Genomic DNA, 16,289 nt, shown 5'->3' on the forward strand with positions numbered 1-16,289 from the left:
TAGCGATCTCAATTCACCATAAGAATATACCCGGGAATGGTTAACCGCCTTTAGCCTGACAGCATTCCCGGAGGCGGCGCTTGACGCGCCTTGTCCGGGCTACGGCGTGCAGACGGCTGGAAACCTGTAGCCCGACTAAGCGCAGCGCGAGCCGGGAAGCAGCTGCGCTGATGCATCAGGTTTGGCACCTTCCCCGGAGGCGGCGCCTGATGCGCCTGTCCGGCTCCAAAGCGCTTACAGCGTAATCGTCAACGCATTGCCCTGCGCGGTCACCACCACGCCCAGCTCGCTACCCGCCTGAGTCCCGCCCTGCACGCCCGCCACCTGCTGGATGTTGCGCAGGCACAGCGTCCAGCCGCTGGCCTCACCGTCACCGCTGACGGTGATGACGTTGCCCTGGCGTTTCGCCGTCAGGGTAAAGACCACCGACCCGTCCGCGGCCGGCACCTGGCAGACGGCTTCGCGACCATCGTCGAGGCTAAACAGCTGGAAGGCGGTACCTTCGTTCCACGCGTAGTCCGGCTTCTGGTCATTGTTTCCCAGCGCCAGCAGAGTGTTGTCACGCACGTACACCGGCAGGCTCAGCACATCGTGATTCTGCTTATGCCAGCGGCTACCCTGCGCTTCATCGTTGTGCCACAGATGGGTCCAGCGGCCTTCCGGCAGCCAGAACTGGACGTCTCCCGCTTCGCTAAACACCGGCGCCACCAGTACGGAATCTCCCAGCATGTACTGCCGATCCAGATAGTCGCAGGCCGGATCGTGCGGGAACTCCAGCATCATCGAACGCAGCATCGGCGTACCGAACTCATTGGCTAGCGCCGCCTGACGGTACAGATACGGCATCATGCGGCATTTCAGCTGCGTGAAGTGGCGCACCACGTCGCAGGACTCGTCATCGTAGGCCCACGGCACGCGATAGGATTTGCTGCCGTGCAGACGGCTGTGGCTCGACAGCAGGCCGAAGGCGCACCAGCGCTTGTAGACGTGAGCGGGCGCGGTGTTTTCGAAGCCGCCGATATCGTGGCTCCAGAACCCAAAGCCGGACATGCCGATCGACAGGCCGCCGCGCAGGCTTTCCGCCATCGATTCATAGTTGGCGTAGCAGTCGCCGCCCCAGTGCACCGGGAACTGCTGCGCGCCCACCGAGGCGGAGCGCGCGAACAGCACCGCTTCTTTCTCGCCGACGGTCTCTTTCAGTACGTTCCACACCAGCTCGTTATAGATGAAGGCGTAGTGGTTGTGCATTTTCTGCGGATCGGAACCATCAAACCACTGCACGTCGGTCGGGATACGCTCGCCGAAGTCGGTCTTGAAGCAGTCAACGCCCATCGCTACCAGGCCTTTCAGCTTGTCGGCATACCACTGGCAGGCTTGCGGATTAGTGAAGTCATAAATCGCCAGGCCCGGCTGCCATTTATCCCACTGCCACAGCGAACCGTCCGGGCGTTTCAGCAGATAGCCTTTCTCCTGCAGCTCTTTAAACACCGGCGAACGCTGGCCGATATAGGGGTTAATCCACACGCAGACCTTCAGCCCTTTCTCTTTCAGACGCTTAATCATGCCTTCCGGGTCAGGGAAGGTCACCGGATCCCATTCAAAATCGCACCACTGGAAGGCCTTCATCCAGAAGCAGTCAAAGTGGAACACGTGCAGCGGCAGGTTGCGCTCCGCCATGCCGTCGATAAAGCTGTTAACCGTCGCTTCATCGTAGTTGGTAGTGAACGAGGTGGTCAGCCACAGGCCGAAAGACCAGGCCGGCGGCAGCGCCGGACGCCCGGTAAACCGGGTATAGCGGTTCAGCACCTCTTTCGGGGTCGGGCCGTCGATAACGAAGTACTCCAGGTATTCACCTTCGACGCTGAACTGCACCTTAGAGACTTTTTCGGAGCCGATTTCGAAAGAGACGCGCTCAGGATGATTCACCAGCACGCCGTAGCCGCGGTTGGTCAGATAGAACGGGATATTTTTGTACGACTGTTCGGTGCTGGTGCCGCCGTCTTCGTTCCAGGTGTCGACCGTCTGGCCGTTGCGCACCAGCGCGGTAAAGCGCTCGCCGAGGCCGTAAACGGTGTCGCCGACGCCGAGATCCAGGCGCTCAAACATATAGTTACGATGCGTTTTGGTATCCTGCACGTAGCCGTCGTTTTTCAGCTGGCTACCGGTAATCCGCACGCCGTCGCGCAGGAAATCCAGCGACCAGAAGTCGCCTTTCGTGACGCGAGCGGTCAAATTGCCGCTCTTCAGCTCGGCATACTCAGCGCCGTTGTTAATCTCCACCTTGACGTCTTTCAGCACGTTCAGCGGGTAATGCGGGCCGTTGTTCAACGCGCCCTGGAAGTGCTCCATACGTACGCCAATCACCCCTTCCTGCGGAGAGAAGAAGCGCACGGTAAATAGCGGAACGTCCAGCTGGGCGGCACGCTCGCGCACTTCGCGCGACGCGACGTAGACCACCATGTCATTGCCCTGTTGCTCAACTTCGTACACCTGTACAGGTTGGATCAGATTGAGCCCTGGTTGAATAAGCCAGTTTCCATCACTGATTTTCATGAATAGCTTCCTCTTAGTTTTGCAATTCTTTGCCGTTCGGCGCTGAAATGAATTCCTGTTCGTTGCGGCGCGCGCCCTGAGCCAGCTCCGCCATCATCTTTTTCAGGAACGGGGTTTTCAGGGTGTAGTAGCGTTTCGCGATAACCGCGCTCAGCAGATAACAGACCGCCGGAGCGAGGGTGAACAATGAGATGATGATGGTGATAGTGGCGCTGTTCTGGGTTTTGGCCGCGGCATCGTAACCGCCGCCCGCCAGCATCCAGCCAATCAGCGCGCCGCCCAGCGCCAGGCCCAGCTTGAGCACGAACAGGGTGCCCGCAAAGCTGATGCCGGTCAGGCGTTTGCCGTTACACCATTCGCCGTAGTCGACGGTGTCGGACATCATCACCCACTGAATCGGCGTCACCAGCTGGTGCAGCACGCCAATCACGAAGATAAAGGCGAACATGGTGATTTCGGCGTCCATCGGCACGAAGAACATCGCCACGCTCAGCGCCGCCAGCAGGGCGTTAGTCCACCAGAAGACGCTGACTTTGCATTTCCAGTCGGTGAGCGGCTTCGCCAGCGCCGAGCCAATCAGGTTGCCGACGCAGTAGGTGGTGAGGAAGGCGGTGAACAGACCAGCGGACCCCATAATCCAGGTGGTGTAGTACATCATCGCGCCGCCGCGAACGCAGACCGCGAGGATGTTGAGGATGGTCAGCAGACCAACGACACGCCACTGATCGTTGCGCCAGATATCGCGCAGGTCTTCCCGCATTGAGGTAGAGCTCGGCGGCGCTTCGACGCGCTCTTTGGTGGTGAAGAAACAAAACGCCAGCATCAGGAAAGCGATCGCCGACAGCACCGCGATGCCGCCCTGAAAGCCAAAGGCTTTGTCTTCGCCGCCGATAAAGTTCACCAGCGGCATCATCAGCACGGTGGAGAGCATGCCGCCCGCCGTCGCCAGCACAAAGCGCCAGGACTGCAGGGAGATGCGCTGCGTTGGGTTGTCGGTGATGACCCCGCCCAGCGCGCAGTACGGGATGTTAACCACGGTGTAGAGCAGGGTCAGCAGCGTGTAGGTGACCGCGGCGTAAATCAGCTTGCCGTTATGACTCAGGTCCGGCGAGCTGTAGGCCAGCACGCAGACGAGGCCGAACGGAATCGCACCGAACAGGATCCACGGGCGGAATTTTCCCCAGCGGCTGCGGGTACGGTCGGCCAGCAGCCCCATGCAGGGGTCGGATATCGCATCCAGCGCGCGGGCCAGCAGGAACATGGTGCCGACATAGCCGGCAGGAATACCAAAGATATCGGTATAAAAAAACATCATATACAACATGACGTTATCAAAAATGATGTGGCTTGCGGCATCGCCCATGCCGTAGCCAATCTTCTCTTTGACGGACAAAATATGATCTTTCATCGCACACTCTTCTCTCAGCGCTGCCGCGGGTTGGTACCGGTTACATGCTTTGTAAACCATCCGCGCAGTAAGATGAATTGCGATATCTCATATTCAAATTACGTTTCTTGTTTTATGTGATCCCGGTAGCCTGAAAGAGTGTGTAAAAGTGTAAGCCACGGATTTTGCAAGGAATTGTTTAAGAAGGTTCTGTAAAGTCCAGTTTTAACAGTAAAAAAGTGCGTTGGGGGATGTGGTTAATGCAGGAAAGTAGCTATAATGCGCCCCGCCTCCATGTAGCAATCGAGGCGCGGAAGATCGTCATCTCCGGTGAGGTGGCTGGACTTCAAATCCAGTTGGGGCCGCCAGCGGTCCCGGGCAGGTTCAACTCCTGTGATCTTCCGCCAAAATTGCTCCGCCGCCATCCGAGAAAGTATAAAAATCCCTTAATTTTCAATATACATAGTTAATCTCTCATCCATAATCGTCCGACAAGTTCTCCCTGAATCCGTGAAAAATATGTATAGTGATGTGTATAGATTTTTTATACACATTTTTGGCTTATACACATGGCACTGACAGACATACAAATCAAACGAGCAAAACCCCAGGACAAACCATACACCTTGAACGATGGGCAAGGCCTGTCATTGCTTATCAATCCCGATGGTTCGAAGGGCTGGCGGTTCCGTTTTCGTCTCGCTGGAAAAGCGCGGTTAATGTCATTTGGCAGCTACGACTTGATAAGCCTCGCTGAAGCTCGTGAAAAGCGCGAGATCACCCGTAAGCAAGTTGCTAATAGCATTGATCCGGTTGAGGAGCGCAAAGCGCAGAAACTGGCTCAGCAACTCTCCACTGAAAACTCATTCGAAGCTATATGTCGAGAATGGCACACCAACAAAGCTGACCGCTGGACAGTGGCCTATCGCGAAGAAATCATTAAGACATTTGAGCAAGATGTGTTCCCGTTCATTGGTAAACGCCCTATCAGTGAAATCAAACCGTTAGAACTGCTTGAAGTATTGCGACGAATAGAGAAGCGTGGAGCACTAGAGAAGACCAGAAAAGTGCGCCAAAGATGCGGAGAGGTCTATCGCTATGCAATCATAACTGGCCGCGCTGAATATAATCCGGCACCTGATTTAGCTATCGCTTTGGCCGTTCCTAAGCAAAAACATCATCCATTTCTATCTGCCGAAGAATTACCTCATTTTATTCGGGATCTCGAAGCGTATACCGGTAGCATCATCACCAAAAATGCGACTAAAATAGTCATGTTAACTGGTGTGAGGACGCAGGAAATGCGCTTTGCTACGTGGGATGAAATTGATTTAGAAAAGGCAATTTGGGAAATCCCAGCAGAACGGATGAAAATGCGTAGGCCTCACATTGTCCCTTTATCTACTCAAGTGATTGAACTCTTTAAGCAGCTCAAGCCCATTACCGGTCATTATTCTTACATTTTTATCGGCAGGAATAACCGCAGTAAGCCAATTTGCAAAGAAAGTGTGACTCAAGTGATTGAGTTACTAGGTTACAAAGGGCGTGCTACAGGTCATGGTTTTAGACATACCATGTCCACAATTTTACATGAACAAGGTTTTGATAGCGCATGGATAGAAATGCAGTTGGCACATGTTGATAAAAACTCTATTAGAGGCATTTATAATCATGCGCAATATTTTGAACAAAGAAAAAAAATGATGCAATCATACAGCGATTACTTATACCCTAGGAATAATAAATGAGCGACTTTGAAATCAACGGAAAGCTTGTCTATTTTTTAGAAATTCTTGAAAGTATTGAGGATGCCTTACCATCCTTAAAAAAGAATCTGGTCGAAGAATATAATAATAAGAACATTGCATATGAAAACTTCATTGAGGTTCATGCTAAAGAAATCGAAAGAAAGGACGATGGGAAAATAGTAAGTTTTTTAATGCACAGGAGCAAAACACCAGAGTTAAGGAAACTTCGTAAAGAAAGAGATAAATCAAGAAAGTTACTCCTTGTTATCCCGAGTAATTTTTTGGTAGCAATCGTAAGTGAGTATGATGCTTTTCTTGGAGATCTTATTCGAGAGATCTACAAGAATAAACCAGAAAAAGTTAATAGTTTAGAGAAGGAATTTACATTTAAGGAAATAATTGAATTTGGAAGCATGGAATCTATCAAGGAGTTTGTAATTGAAAAAGATATTGAAACTACATTGAGAAAAAGTCATCTTGAGCAGTTAACCGCTCTAGAACGAAAATTTAGTATAGATCTTACGAAAGACTTATCCTTACTTCCTAATTTCATTGAGATAACCGAGCGACGCAACTTATTTGTGCATTGCAAAGGTATAGTTTCATCGCAATATATAAAAAACTGCACTGAAAACGGTGTAAAACTCAATGATTTAAAGATTGGCAATAAGCTATATGCAACAAATAGCTATATCTTCCAAGCAATAGATGTATTTTCTGAATTGGCAATCAAACTTACACATGTACTTTGGAACAAAGTTTTTAAAGAGAGCTCAGAGAAAATAGGTGATAGCATTCATGATATATCTTATGAGCTTTTATCTAGAAAAAAATATGAGCTATTAAACTCACTGACCACTCTATTTTTATCAAAGCCTTTCAGTTCAATAGGTGAAGTTACAAGACGAGCACTATTGGTAAATCACTGTATCGCATTAAGAGAAAGAGGCCAGAAACAGGCCTCCGACAACCTTCTTGATAGTTATGATTGGTCTGCGTCAAGTCCAATTTTACAAATGGCTGAAAGAATTCTTAAAGAGGATTACAAAAAGTCTGCAGTATATATGAAGCAGGCGTATCAGATGGGTGTTCTTAAGAAAGAACATATTGAACAATGGCCATTATTTATTCATTTCAAAAATAGTGATGAATTTAAAGATCTTTATGATGAACTCTTTGGTAAGGACGAAACTATCAATGTAACGATAAGTGAAGAGGATATTCAATCGAAGGAAGCTGAAGCTGAAGCACAGGCACAAGCACAGGCACAAGCACAAGCACAGGCACAGGCACAGGCACAGGCACAGGCACAAGCACAAGCACAGGCACAGGCACAGGCACAGGCGACTTTAGAGGCGGAAGAAGATGGGGTGAATGGGGTGCAAACGGAAATTATGTCAATTCCACAACCTGAATCCCAGACTGAGTCTGAAAATAAGTAATAAATGCTCTTAGCTGTATTTGCGCGCAGTGCTTTCCCCGCCTCGCCTACACGCTTCATGGGTCTGTTCTCATGCAGGTGCATAGCGAGGCTCAAGCTGCAACAGGCCCGAATGCATCAGATGAATGCATGGGCAGGAGGTGAGTGCTTTAAGAGGCAACAGTATCAACGCCGAAATAACTGATTTTCCTCATCCGCCGGGCGGCCTTTTCCTGCACTTATCCTGACCGCCTCAGAGGCTCACCACGCCCCCGAACAGCACCGCACCATCCACCGACACTCCCGCGAACCCGCGCAGCGCAGCGACGCGTTCAGGCCGTGAAATTAAATATCATTAAATAAATACTTTACCGCTGGCGCGCAGTGCTTTCCCCGCCTCGCCTGCCCGCTTCATGGGTCGGTTTTCATGCAGGTGCATCGGAGGGCTCAGGCCGCGCCGGAAAAGGGCTGCGAATGGAGTGACGGGACGGGAAAGCGCATGCAAAACCATGCACCCTGTGGATGCATGGCTTAATTCGGGAAAAATAGCGGTATTTTCGGGGATTTCTTGCGGTGCTACTTACTGGCCAGTTCCGTGCGTCGGCGGGCATAAATCAGGCTCTGTGCGGGGGTGTATTTTTCCTGATTATCCACCCGCGAAGCCGCGTCAGGCCTGAATCCGATGGCCGTTAAAATATCGCTGTCTTCTGCCGAATAATTAATTTCTTCACCGGTACTCAGCCACACGGACAGCGCTTCGCGCAGGTAATGCGCCGAACGGTCGAGCGCATGGCCGGTCAGGAGTGCGGGCTGCTGGCTGAGTCCCATCAGCTCCGGGGCGAGCGTGGCGGCGAGCTCTGTCCCGTGCGCCTGCATAAAGTCATTCAGCCGGTTGCGGATACTGATGCGCTGCACCGCTTCATGGGAGCGGATATAGCGCCCGGCAGCCTGATTTATCTCCCATTTTTTGACATCGATAATATCGCGCAGTGTCTGCATTCTGCCCGGTATACGGTCATCCCCGGCCAGCACCTGTTCCTGATATTCCTGCTCTGCGGCCGCGAGTTCGGCTTTACGGTTCAGCCAGTCGGTTTCGTTCTTCTGACAGGCTTCAAAGGCCTGCTGTAGCGTGAGGGTGGTCATGGTCAGTTCTCCCCTGATTAATGGCGGTATGGCGAGCTGTAGCAGCCCTGCACTTTACGGGGCGCCGGGGGTGTGACCGGCTCCGCGACAGGCGGCGCTTTCTCCGCCGGGGGCCGGATAACCTCGTCGATGGCTTCAGTGGTGCGGAACGTCGCCGAGCACTCAATATTGGTGCACTGGTGATAGCGCTGTTTGACGTTCTCCGACAGATAGCGGGAGGTGCGGGCATGCGCCGACTTTTTGCAGAACGGACAGTGCATCATGGCAGCAGCCCCCGCGCTTTCAGGTCAGCCTTGCGCTGACGGATTTTCTCCTGCCAGACCTTGCGCTCGCCGGGCGTGCTGGCGGCGTCGTGGTCCATGTGCGGGAGGGTGACGGCCGGGAAGCCGGTCAGGGAGAGCACCGGCTCATCCGCTGGCGTGACGGAGAAGTCGCTCACTTTCCTGGTCAGGAAGGTCACCACCTGATGCATGACCTCTTTCTCCGGCTCGATGTAGCCCTGATGGCCGATGGTGTTGGCGAGCGGGTTTGCCATCACATCCGCTTTCAGCACCATCGCCCGGACCAGTGGCCCGAGGGTGTCGTTCAGCGCGCGGTCGAGCTCTTCCTTCGCATATTCAGACAGTACGGCATGATGCGCCTGGCGGAATGCCCGCGCGGTGCTGTTGCAGGCGACTTTCAGCAGGTCACGTTCAAAGGCCAGCACTTCGGTCAGGTTGTCACATTCCTGCGCCAGCTCCCGGCGGGCCACGCGTTCGATATGGCCGCTTTTCAGCTCATCGGTCAGCATGGCACCCCCGGCACGGAAAGCGGCGCGCCAGGTGCGGGTGTCGCTGCCGTTGTCCTGCTCCAGCTCTGCTCTCTGCTCCTCCGCGCGGGTGATGGCCGTCAGGGTGTCCTCCATCCGGCGGGCCTGTTCAAGATGGGCCGTTCTGGCGGCGGCCAGTCGCTCCAGCGCCGGTTTCAGGTAATCAGGGATAAAGGTGGTGTCGGTCATGGCAGGTTTCCTCGTGGTTTCAACTTGAGGTGATTCTGCCGGGGCACACACAACAACACGACCTGTTGCGGTTGTGGCAGTGCTGGCACAAACAGGACGTCAAAACCCGGCTTGCCAGAGAAAGGTCTCAGGAAAAGCATACTCACCGTTTGTTTTTTTACATATAACTGTTCACTACTGTTCACTTTAAATAAAAAGATAATTAATACAGTAAGTTAAGTGGTGAACAGTTGAGGGTGGAAGTGTTCACCGACTGTTCACTACTGTTCACCTTTCTGTTTTGACGAAGCCCTGCTCTTTTAGTCTTTTTTGCGATTAAAAAATAAATATATATAAATAAAAGTAATCATCGGTTTGCCATCAATTGCCAACGATTGCCAACAGTTGCCAGTGTTTTCCACTTTCGAAAAATCAATATGTTGTGTGGTCGGACACAACAAAAAGACTTGTTGCCCTCAGGGAAAATATTCACAAAATAGAGAGCTACCCGAGGCCGGACGGACACGACCGGCACTGTATGGACTTTATGAGGTAGCCCGATGCACACCGCTTTTTCATCCCCGTCTTCTGCCCCTGCCACGCCGCTGATGCCGGTTTCTGATGCCGTTCAGGAGCGCTTTATTCGCCTGCCCGAAGTGATGCATCTGTGCGGGCTGTCCCGCTCCACGATTTACGACCTCATCAGCCGGGAGGCTTTCCCGAAACAAATTTCCCTCGGCGGAAAAAATGTGGCGTGGGCGCAGTCGGAAATCACCGGGTGGATGGCCGACCGTATCGCCGAACGCAACCGGGGCTATGACGCATGATGATGCCCGTTCCGCAAAAAGCCCCTTTTTCTGGCTTGCCTCCCTTCGCCGTTTCCAGGTATAGTTTTATCGCTGTCGCAAAATCGGCAGCCGGGCGTAGGAACCCGTGTAATTCACAGGCGACACCAGACGCGCCATGCGTCTTTTTTTACGTCGTAGCTCAGGCACACCCATTTTTCGGGCTGTGGTGTTTATGCGTACACCGCAGCTCCGGCAAGATAATGGTGGTCCGGGCGGGGCAGCTTTCGGGCTGGCCGGTATTCTGTGGAGCCGGTATTCCTACCCCCGTCCGGGTCACCACCCATGAGCGTAGGAACTCCGGTGGTGGCAATAACCGCTATTCACAGGAGGTTGCCCCTATGGCTACGACCCTCACTCCGTCACACCCGCAGTTTGTCTTTGTGTTTGCCGCTGTTCGTCGCGCAGACCGTCAGCCCCGTATCTGTATGCTCCGCGCCGTCGCCGGGGATGAACACGCCGCACGCCTTTCCCTCGTTCGCGACTACGTCCTCTCGTTTGCCGGTCGCCTGCCGGTGGCGGAGGTGCGCGCATGAAACAGCCCGCCATCACCGTCAAAGACCTCGAATGCCTGGAGCACCTGCGTAACGTCGGCCAGTTCGTCGGCGAGCTGATGCAGGTGCAGGACTGTACTTCCCTGCGTCGTGACCCGACTCAGCAGTTACAGCTCACTTCCGTGATTTACCTGATGACCGCCCAGCTCGACGGCGTGGTCGAGCGCTGCAACCACTGCTGGTTCACCGGGGAGGGCAACGTATGAAAACGCCTTTACCGCCTGTATTACGCGCCGCCCTGTATCGCCGCGCTGTGGCCTGTGCCTGGCTGACCCTGTGCGAACGTCAGCACCGCTATCCTCACCTCACCCTCGACGCGCTGGAAAGCGCCATCGCCGCCGAGCTGGAGGGCTTCTACCTGCGCCAGCACGGCGAAGAGAAAGGCCGTCTGATTGCCTGTGCATTACTGGAAGATTTGATGGAGGCCGGGCCGCTGAAAGCCGCCCCGTCGCTGTCCTTCCTCGGGCTCGCCGTGATGGATGAACTCTGCGCCCGCCATCTGACATCGCCTGTACTGCACTGAGGGAGAAAAAAACCATGAAAATGAACGTAACGGACACGGTAAAACAGGCGTGCGGTCACTGGCCGCGCATTCTCCCGGCGCTGGGAATGAAAGTGATAAAAAACCGCCATCAGGCCTGCCCGGTGTGTGGCGGCGCTGACCGGTTCCGCTTTGACGATAAAGAGGGGCGCGGCACATGGTTCTGTAACCAGTGCGGCGCCGGTGACGGCCTGAAACTGGTTGAGAAGGTGTTCGGCATATCGGCATCCGAGGCCGCCGGGAAGGTGAACGCCGTCACCGGCCACCTGCCGCCGGTGGCCCCGGAGGTGATGGCAGCCGCAGACGCCGGAACGGAGGCCGACCGCAAAGCAGCGGCCGCGCTGGCCGTCGGGCTGCTGGAGAAAACCCGCCCGGCCACCGGCAACGCCTACCTGACCCGCAAGGGCTTTGCCGCTCTGGAATGTCTGACGCTGACCACGTCGCACAAAACCGGCGGCGTGGCTTACCGTGCCGGTGATGTGGTGGTGCCGCTGTATGACGAAACCGGCGCGCTGGTTAACCTCCAGCTTATAAATGCTGAGGGGCTCAAGCGCACCCTGAAGGGCGGGCAGGTCAAAGGGGCATGTCATCTCATCGACGGGCAGAAACAGGCCGGGAAACGCCTGTGGATAGCGGAGGGTTATGCAACGGCCCTTAGCGTGCATCACCTGACCGGGGAAACCGTCATGGTGGCGCTGTCGTCCGTGAACCTTCTTTCTCTGGCGAGCCTGGCCCGTCAGAAACATCCGGCCTGTCAGATTGTGCTTGCCGCTGACCGTGACCTGAACGGCGACGGCCAGAACAAAGCCACCGCGGCCGCAGAAGCCTGTGAGGGCGTTGTCGCCCTGCCGCCGGTATTTGGGGACTGGAATGATGCGATGATGCTGAAAGGTGAGGACGCCACGCGGAAAGCCATTTATGCCGCCATCCGGCCAGCGGCACAAAGCCCGTTTGACACCATGAGCGAGGCGGAATTTACCGCCATGAGCGCCAGCGATAAGGCAATGCGGGTGCATGAACATTACGGCGAAGCGCTGGCCGTGGACGCCAACGGCCAGCTTCTGTCCCGCTATGAAAGCGGCATCTGGAAGGTAATTCCGCCGTCTGATTTTGCCCGCGATGTGGCCGGGCTGTTCCAGCGCCTGCGCGCCCCGTTCTCGTCGGGGAGAATTGCGTCGGTGGTGGAAACCCTGAAACTGATTATTCCCCAGCAGGAGGCACCGGCACGCCGTCTGATTGGTTTTCGCAACGGGGTACTCGATACCCAAAGCGGCCTGTTCAGCCCGCACAGCAAATCGCACTGGCTGCGCACCCTGTGCGACGTGGATTTCACCCCGCCGGTGGAGGGCGAAACGCTGGAAACCCACGCGCCGAACTTCTGGCGCTGGCTCGACCGGGCGGCCAGTGGCAACCCGACAAAACGTAACGTGATTCTGGCCGCGCTGTTTATGGTGCTGGCGAACCGCTACGACTGGCAGCTCTTTCTCGAAGTGACCGGCCCCGGCGGCAGCGGGAAAAGTATCCTCGCCGAAATCGCCACGATGCTGGCCGGAGAGGATAACGCCACGTCAGCCGATATCGACACGCTGGAAGACCCCCGTAAGCGTGCCTCCCTGATTGGCTTCTCACTTATTCGTCTGCCTGACCAGGAAAAATGGAGCGGTGACGGTGCCGGACTCAAGGCCATCACCGGCGGCGATGCGGTCTCCGTTGACCCGAAATACCAGAATCCCTACTCGACGCACATTCCGGCGGTCATTCTGGCCGTGAATAATAACCCGATGCGCTTCACCGACCGCAGCGGGGGCGTGTCACGTCGCCGGGTAATCATCCACTTCCCGGAGCAGATAGCCCCGGAGGAGCGCGACCCGCAGCTCAGGGATAAAATCGCCCGCGAGCTGGCCGTGATTGTCCGCCAGTTAATGCAGCAGTTCAGCGACCCGATGAGCGCCCGCGCTCTGCTCCAGTCGCAGCAGAACTCCGACGAGGCGCTCAGCATCAAACGAGACGCTGACCCGACGTTTGATTTTTGCGGCTATCTGGAGGCATTGCCGGAGCCGGACGGAATGTATATGGGGAACGCCAATATTATCCCGCGCCAGCCTCGCCTGTATCTGTATCACGCTTATCTGGTGTACATGGAGGCCCACGGCTACAGGAATGCGCTCAGCCTGACCATGTTCGGCAAGGGGCTCTCAGCCATGCTGAAAGAATACGGTCTGAATTATGAGAAGCGCCGCACAAATCAGGGCATGCAGACCAATCTCGCCCTCAGGGAGGAAAGCAACGCCGACTGGCTGCCGAAGTGCGATGAACCCACCGCAACATAACCTACCCGGACCGGCATTGCCGGTCTTTTTTTACCTGCACACCAGGCAAAGTGAACAGTAAAGTGTTCACTGTTCACCGAGTATTCACCAGCTAATATTATGAAAATAAACAACAAAAATACCGAGTGAACAGTGTGAACAGTGTGAACAGTGTGAACAGTGTGAACAGTGTGAACAGTGTGAACAGTGTGAACAGTGTGAACAGTGTGAACAGTTTTTCCAGAAAAAAAGTTTTTACCATCAAAAGCTATCTGGCCGCTGAGCTCCAAAAGCTGAAAGTACTTGTATGTTGGCTACGTTAACTTATGAGAAAACCTCATAACATTCTCTTTTATTTACATGATATTATCTTCTTGATTTAGTACGTATATTGAGGTAAACATTGTCATGACAATCAGCCACATCGTCGTGGCTCTATAAATAAAAGAAATTATATTATGGCTAAAATATTGATATCTTACGCAAGAGAAGACTTTTCAATTGTACAAAGACTGATTGCAGAGATAACTAAGGGTAATCATGATGTTTATTTGGATCAACAATCTATTAAACTTGGCGATCCTTTCCAGCAAGATATCAGAAACAAACTCAAAAATGTGGATGTATTTCTCGCATTGGTTACTAAAAACAGCGACAATTCCCACATCTTTAATAATGAAGTTTCTTCAGCCGTTTCATATCTATCGCATAGCAATCGGGAAAAATTGATTTTACCTGTGGTTTTGGATAAAGAATCAATCAGTAATAGTGACCTTACTGCATTCCAGGCATTATTTGGACGAACTGATGATTTTGAAAAACTTGTGCACGAAATAGAAAATATCATTGGTCGTTTTGAGGGGGTTAGACTTGCTCAAGAAGAGATAAATGCGTCTAGAGGTAAGGTTCTTGAGGATGAGTCAACCGACTACATCAATGAAACAATTGATGACCTAAAAACACGAGAAAAAACTAGCCGACGACTTGCTTCACGATGGCACCTTGCTGGATATTCAGCGTTGGTATTGTCTGTCATTTTCGTATTTATTCTTTGGGTGAGTGTCGATAATTCATTTACACAACCTTCATTAGAAACCAATAGAATAGTATTCGATGCAATAAAAGGTGTAACGATTGTTGCATTACTTTTGGGACTTGCCAGATATTCATTTTTACTTGCAAAAACCCATCAGTTGGAAGCACTTAAGAATGCTGATCGTCTTCATGCCATTTCTTTCGGGAAATTTTATATGCGTGTATTTTCCACACAAATCTCACAAACAGAAATAAAGGAAGTATTTCAACACTGGAATACCTCTGGTTCATCAGATTTATCACATCTTGATGTCGAAAAGATTGATTCACGTTTAGTTGAGGTATTAAGTAAGGTCTTTGATAAATTAGATATAAAGACAAAACCCTAAAAAATTGGCGAGCGTACTAGTTATTAATAATATTTTATATATGGTTACGTATAAGTAAATTCCTCCAATCGCTTATTGCGTACCAGAAAGTTTGACACTACAACTATCGAAAAACATTAACCCTGACAAAGTATGGAGTACGTAATAAAAGCTAGTATCCAAAAATTATTTTCTACTTGCTCTTTCTATATGCGCATCTAAATTAAGTGCTGAATTTTTTCTAGAGTTGCTAACTCGAGATGACAAAGTACCGCTAGAGGAATATCGAGGCGGAAATCTCTTATCCATATCAAAACACTCAATACAGACTTCAGCTAACTCAAGGCTTTTTTCAGTATTACTCATGAAATCCAAAAAAATATTTACGGGAAGCTGTCCTTCACGCCCCCACCAATCTCTTACAGAATGTTCTAAGTGATGTAGAGAGTCATAAAACATTACCAAAGCAACAGCATCCTCTCCTTTAAGATATTTAAACTGCTCCACATTCGGATATAGAACTGGGAGATATGGTAGAAAATCTTGTTGTAAGTCGTTAGGTTTAATGGAATGGGTTATTGGAGATTTAAAATATTCAACAGATGCCGCACTAAAATTTGTAATTGAGCGAGAGTGAATGTAAAGCACCCGTTCTATTATTCGATTTAATTCAGGAGCAAGAAAGTTTTTAGCTTCAAATTCTTTTCGTTCATTTTCTTCTTTTTTTGCATTCTTCGTATTTAATTCAGTCACCCAAGCACCTAAAAAAGAAGCACCCGCACCGAATGCAGCTCCTGCCAATGTACTGAATTTAGTATTAAGCATCAGTGTACCGATTGAAAACAATATTAATGAAAGAGAAAGCTGAGGTTTTTTTAAGAAAAAAGAAACCATCTTCGCAAACAGATTTATAACATTATTTTTATATAGCATAGCTAACACCTTTTATAATCGAATGATTATAAGTGATACATTTGATTAGATACCATACCAGTATGACCAGTTCTTACAAAGTAGGATAACACAGATGTGAAAATTGTAGGCTTCACGCTCATAGTAGATTACAACACTTGTACCTATAACCTGTGGAGGTGAACAGTAAAGTGTTCACTGTTCACCAACTATTCACCACGTAACCATATGAATAATAAAGATAAAAATGCGTAGTGAACAGTGTGAACAGTTTTTCTAAAAAAAATTTTTTGATAAGAACGGTCACTGGTGCTTTATCTATAAGATAGCTTGTCAGTCAAGCAAATGCGTATAAGTATATGTATAAAAAATAATTTTATATTTATAAATTCAAATAAAAACAAAAAGATACGACAATAATATTACTCCTGTGATCACCCATGTGAACTTATCCAGAAAATCAGCCTTTCGATTCAATGCCTTTCGCTTTTAGCGCGC

General features: G+C 51.5%; 14 protein-coding genes, 1 tRNA gene and 1 pseudogene. 10 read left to right on the top strand and 6 right to left on the bottom strand.

What is annotated here, in order from left to right:
• Positions 1-234: 234 nt before the first annotated feature.
• A complete protein-coding gene (gene yicI, locus F8562_RS22590; RefSeq protein ID WP_014839807.1) occupies positions 235-2,553 on the bottom strand; it encodes an alpha-xylosidase in 2,319 nt (772 codons plus the stop codon).
• Between the two features lie 13 nt (positions 2,554-2,566).
• On the bottom strand, positions 2,567-3,961 hold the full coding sequence (locus tag F8562_RS22595; protein WP_014227274.1) for a glycoside-pentoside-hexuronide family transporter: 1,395 nt from the start codon (positions 3,959-3,961) through the stop codon (positions 2,567-2,569).
• Between the two features lie 291 nt (positions 3,962-4,252).
• On the opposite strand from F8562_RS22595, the gene F8562_RS22600 reads away from it, so the two are divergent.
• From F8562_RS22600 to F8562_RS22610, 3 genes are all read left to right on the top strand, one after another.
• Positions 4,253-4,347, top strand: a tRNA-Sec gene (locus tag F8562_RS22600).
• 162 nt (positions 4,348-4,509) lie between these two features.
• Complete coding sequence (locus F8562_RS22605; protein ID WP_151891937.1) at positions 4,510-5,688, top strand: tyrosine-type recombinase/integrase; 1,179 nt, start codon at positions 4,510-4,512, stop codon at positions 5,686-5,688.
• On the top strand, positions 5,685-7,130 hold the full coding sequence (locus F8562_RS22610; RefSeq protein WP_151891938.1) for a hypothetical protein: 1,446 nt from the start codon (positions 5,685-5,687) through the stop codon (positions 7,128-7,130). Before F8562_RS22605 ends, F8562_RS22610 begins: the two co-directional genes overlap by 4 nt.
• Positions 7,131-7,684: 554 nt before the next feature.
• Here F8562_RS22610 and F8562_RS22615 read toward each other — a convergent pair.
• From F8562_RS22615 to F8562_RS22625, 3 genes are read right to left on the bottom strand one after another with little or no spacing between them, the layout of a single operon-like run.
• Positions 7,685-8,251 carry a phage polarity suppression protein gene (locus F8562_RS22615; RefSeq protein WP_151891939.1) on the bottom strand — a complete coding sequence of 189 codons (567 nt, stop codon included), beginning with the start codon at positions 8,249-8,251 and terminating at the stop codon, positions 7,685-7,687.
• A gap of 17 nt (positions 8,252-8,268) precedes the next feature.
• Positions 8,269-8,514, bottom strand: coding sequence for an ogr/Delta-like zinc finger family protein (locus tag F8562_RS22620; RefSeq protein WP_004185270.1), 246 nt, complete (start codon positions 8,512-8,514; stop codon positions 8,269-8,271).
• Positions 8,511-9,248 (bottom strand): glycoprotein 3, encoded by a 738-nt coding sequence (locus F8562_RS22625; protein WP_151891940.1) that lies wholly within the window; start codon positions 9,246-9,248, stop codon positions 8,511-8,513. The genes F8562_RS22620 and F8562_RS22625 overlap by 4 nt, the downstream gene beginning before the upstream one ends.
• A 539-nt stretch (positions 9,249-9,787) precedes the next feature.
• Here F8562_RS22625 and F8562_RS22630 point away from each other — a divergent pair.
• From F8562_RS22630 to F8562_RS22660, 7 genes and pseudogenes are all read left to right on the top strand, one after another.
• A complete protein-coding gene (locus tag F8562_RS22630; RefSeq protein ID WP_151891941.1) occupies positions 9,788-10,054 on the top strand; it encodes a helix-turn-helix transcriptional regulator in 267 nt (88 codons plus the stop codon).
• A gap of 2 nt (positions 10,055-10,056) precedes the next feature.
• Positions 10,057-10,389, top strand: a pseudogene (locus F8562_RS29655) (ash family protein); the annotation flags it as partial.
• A gap of 24 nt (positions 10,390-10,413) precedes the next feature.
• Positions 10,414-10,608 (top strand): host cell division inhibitor Icd-like protein, encoded by a 195-nt coding sequence (locus F8562_RS29660; RefSeq protein ID WP_004132556.1) that lies wholly within the window; start codon positions 10,414-10,416, stop codon positions 10,606-10,608.
• Positions 10,605-10,832 carry a hypothetical protein gene (locus F8562_RS22640; RefSeq protein WP_151891943.1) on the top strand — a complete coding sequence of 76 codons (228 nt, stop codon included), beginning with the start codon at positions 10,605-10,607 and terminating at the stop codon, positions 10,830-10,832. Before F8562_RS29660 ends, F8562_RS22640 begins: the two co-directional genes overlap by 4 nt.
• On the top strand, positions 10,829-11,149 hold the full coding sequence (locus F8562_RS22645) for a DUF5375 domain-containing protein (protein WP_014837515.1): 321 nt from the start codon (positions 10,829-10,831) through the stop codon (positions 11,147-11,149). The genes F8562_RS22640 and F8562_RS22645 overlap by 4 nt, the downstream gene beginning before the upstream one ends.
• Before the next feature lie 14 nt (positions 11,150-11,163).
• The gene (locus F8562_RS22650) at positions 11,164-13,497 is read left to right on the top strand and encodes a primase-helicase zinc-binding domain-containing protein (protein ID WP_151891944.1); all 2,334 of its coding nucleotides are present in this window, start codon (positions 11,164-11,166) and stop codon (positions 13,495-13,497) included.
• 437 nt (positions 13,498-13,934) lie between these two features.
• A complete protein-coding gene (locus F8562_RS22660; RefSeq protein ID WP_151891946.1) occupies positions 13,935-14,900 on the top strand; it encodes a toll/interleukin-1 receptor domain-containing protein in 966 nt (321 codons plus the stop codon).
• Positions 14,901-15,065: 165 nt separating this feature from the next.
• Here F8562_RS22660 and F8562_RS22665 read toward each other — a convergent pair whose 3' ends face one another.
• On the bottom strand, positions 15,066-15,812 hold the full coding sequence (locus F8562_RS22665; protein ID WP_151891947.1) for a hypothetical protein: 747 nt from the start codon (positions 15,810-15,812) through the stop codon (positions 15,066-15,068).
• Between the last annotated feature and the right edge of the window lie 477 nt (positions 15,813-16,289).

The sequence above is a fragment of the Klebsiella sp. RCJ4 genome (genome assembly GCF_009025755.1).
Taxonomy (GTDB): domain Bacteria; phylum Pseudomonadota; class Gammaproteobacteria; order Enterobacterales; family Enterobacteriaceae; genus Klebsiella; species Klebsiella michiganensis.